This is a genomic window from Acidovorax sp. HMWF029 (genome assembly GCF_003060895.1).
Taxonomy (GTDB): domain Bacteria; phylum Pseudomonadota; class Gammaproteobacteria; order Burkholderiales; family Burkholderiaceae_C; genus Acidovorax.
On sequence record NZ_QAIH01000254.1, the window covers coordinates 9,123 to 11,628 of the forward strand.

Genomic DNA, 2,506 nt, shown 5'->3' on the forward strand with positions numbered 1-2,506 from the left:
GCCCGGCGGCCACGTCGGGCACAAAGGTCATGACCGAAGACTTGAAATTGAGCAGCAAGGCATCGGGTGCGGCGTTGTAGGGGCGCAGCGGTTCGCCGTCGAAGCGCGCCGGGTCCTGCTCGGGCAGTTCGAACGCCGTGCGATCCAGCACGATGTCGCCCACGATGACCTGGATGCCCTGGCCCTGCAGGCGCCGCATCAGCAACCACAGGCGCTCCATGACCAGCTTGGGGTCGCCCTGGCCCTGGATGTAGACATTGCCACGCAGGCTGCCGTCCTGCACCGTCCCCTGCAGGTAGATCGGAGTGTTCCACACATAGGCCGGGCCCAGCTGCTCCAGCGCGGCGTAAGTGGTCACCAGCTTCATCACCGATGCCGGATTGACGGGCACCTGCGCACGGTGCGCAAGGCGGGGGGCAGTGCGTGCGCTGCCCTGGGCATCGACCACCAGCACCGACAGCGCCTCGCGGGGCAGCCGGGCCCGGGCCAGGGCGGCCTCCACCTCTGCGGGCAAGGCGCTGGGCGAAGGCACCGGTGCCTGGGCGCCTGCGCCCCCTGCCAATGCCAGCCACAACATGGCTCCAAGCAACACACCACGCGGCGCGGGACAGCGCCAGGAAACAGGAACAGACAGCATGGCTGGAGTCTATCGCCCGGTATCGGGCGTCCACGCGCCAACGCCGCCAACAACAGCCACCGATAATCCCCCCCATGCGTTTTTCTCCTCGCGCCGCGGGTCTGCTGGCAGCCGTTGTGACGGTCACCATCTGGACGGGCTTTATCGTCATTGCCCGTGCCTCGGCCCAGCGCACGCTCACGCCATTTGACATTGCCCTGCTGCGCATCACCGGCGCCAGCCTGGTGCTGCTGCCCTGGGGCGGATGGATGGTGTGGCGGCGCACGCAGGCCCTTGGTACGTCGGCTCCCCCCTCCAGCTTGGCAGGCATATCGCCCTTGCCTCTGCGAACCACGGCTCTGCTGGGTCTGTTTGGCGGCCTGCTCTACGCCATGCTGGCCTATGCGGGCTTCTTTCTGGCTCCGGCCACACATGCCTCGGTGCTCATGCCCGGCAGCCTGCCACTATGGACGGCGCTGCTGGCCGCCTGGCTGCTGCGCGACCGCATCACGCCCCTGCGGGCGGCCGGGCTGGCGCTGATCGTGGCTGGCGACCTGCTCGTGGGGGGGCGCAGCCTGCTGGCGGCCTTCTCGGGCGGTGATGTCTGGAAGGGCGACCTTCTGTTCATGCTGGCCGCAGCATGCTGGGCCACCTACAGCGTGCTGGCGCGGCGCCATGCGGTGGATGCGGTGCAGGCCACGATCGCCATCACGGCGTTTGCGTGCCTGGTGTATGTGCCCGCCTACGCCCTGCTGGTGGGGCTGGGCACGGTCACCAGCCACCTGGCCCAGGCGCCATGGACCGAGATCACCTTCCAGATGGTGTTCCAGGGCGGGGGGTCGGTGGTGGTCTCGGGCATCGCATTCACGCGCATGATCCAGCACTTCGGCCCGGTGCGCTCCACCATGATCACTGCGCTGGTGCCCGGACTGTCGGCCATTGGAGCAGTGCTGTTCCTCGGGGAGCCCATGCACTGGAACCTTGTCGCCGGGCTGCTGCTGGTGACCACCGGTATCCTTGTGGGCGTGCAGCGCAAGAACCCTGCCCCAGAGACCCCTGCCAGCACGGCCGTGCGCCGCGCCGTTCGCTGACACCAAGTTCACGCACATGCACAAGACACCCCCTGGCCCATGAATCTGCTCGCCTTTGACACCAGCACCGACACCCTTTCCATCGCCGTACAGCACGGCGACGGCATCTGGCAACACCAGGGGCCTGGCGGCGCGCAGGCCTCGGCCACGCTGATCCCTGCCTTGCGCTCTCTGATGGAGCAGGCGGGCCTGTCGTTCGACACGCTGGATGTGATCGCCTTCGGACGGGGCCCCGGCTCATTCACCGGCCTGCGCACCGCCTGCGCCGTGGCACAGGGGCTGGCCTTTGGGGCGCGCGGTGGCCAGGGCGTGCCCGTGCTGCCCGTGGACACCCTGCTGGCCGTGGCCGAGGAAGCCCGCCAGCAGCATGGCTGCACCCAGGTGGTGGCCGTGCTGGATGCGCGCATGGACGAGGTCTACCACACGCGCTGCCGATATGTGCCGGGATTGCAGGCGGCCCTTGGCCAATGGCTGACCGACGCCGACTTTGGCCTGGGCAAGCCCGAATCCGTGCAAGTTCCTGCGGGCTGGACGGTGGCTGGCAACGCCCAAGCGCCCTATGGCGAACGGCTTGCGGGTGGTGCCCACCATGTCATGGCCCTGCCCACCGCCACCGCGCTGCTGCGCCTGGCGCCCGCGCTGATCGCCGCAGGTGCGGCCGTGCCCGCCAGCGATGCGCTGCCACGCTACATCCGCGATAAAGTGGCACAAACCACCGCCGAACGCGCCGCGCTGCGCGCCGCCCAGGCCGTGGCCACGCCCCCGAGCCCCGCATGAGCGCCTTGCCCACCCCTTCCTC

At 69.1% G+C, this 2,506-nt stretch carries 3 protein-coding genes; 2 read left to right on the forward strand and 1 reads right to left on the reverse strand.

Translation table 11 applies throughout. The features are described 5' to 3' along the window. Positions 1 to 577: D-alanyl-D-alanine carboxypeptidase/D-alanyl-D-alanine-endopeptidase (locus DBR12_RS23170; RefSeq protein ID WP_233244852.1), on the reverse strand; the 577-nt coding region annotated here is incomplete at its 3' end. A 134-nt stretch (positions 578 to 711) separates the two neighbouring features. Here DBR12_RS23170 and DBR12_RS18410 point away from each other — a divergent pair. Continuing rightward, positions 712 to 1,707, forward strand: a complete 996-nt coding sequence (locus tag DBR12_RS18410) for a DMT family transporter (RefSeq protein WP_108618588.1) — start codon at positions 712 to 714, stop codon at positions 1,705 to 1,707. Positions 1,708 to 1,746: 39 nt separating this feature from the next. After that, complete coding sequence (gene tsaB / locus DBR12_RS18415; protein ID WP_108618589.1) at positions 1,747 to 2,484, forward strand: tRNA (adenosine(37)-N6)-threonylcarbamoyltransferase complex dimerization subunit type 1 TsaB; 738 nt, start codon at positions 1,747 to 1,749, stop codon at positions 2,482 to 2,484. The last annotated feature ends 22 nt before the right edge of the window (positions 2,485 to 2,506 follow it).

What these genes read in the sequence shown, in the direction of transcription:
- DBR12_RS18410 (WP_108618588.1), top strand. Translation starts at nt 712, where the DNA reads ATGCGTTTTTCTCCTCGCGCCGCGGGTCTGCTGGCAGCCGTTGTGACG.
- tsaB (WP_108618589.1), top strand. Translation starts at nt 1,747, where the DNA reads ATGAATCTGCTCGCCTTTGACACCAGCACCGACACCCTTTCCATCGCC.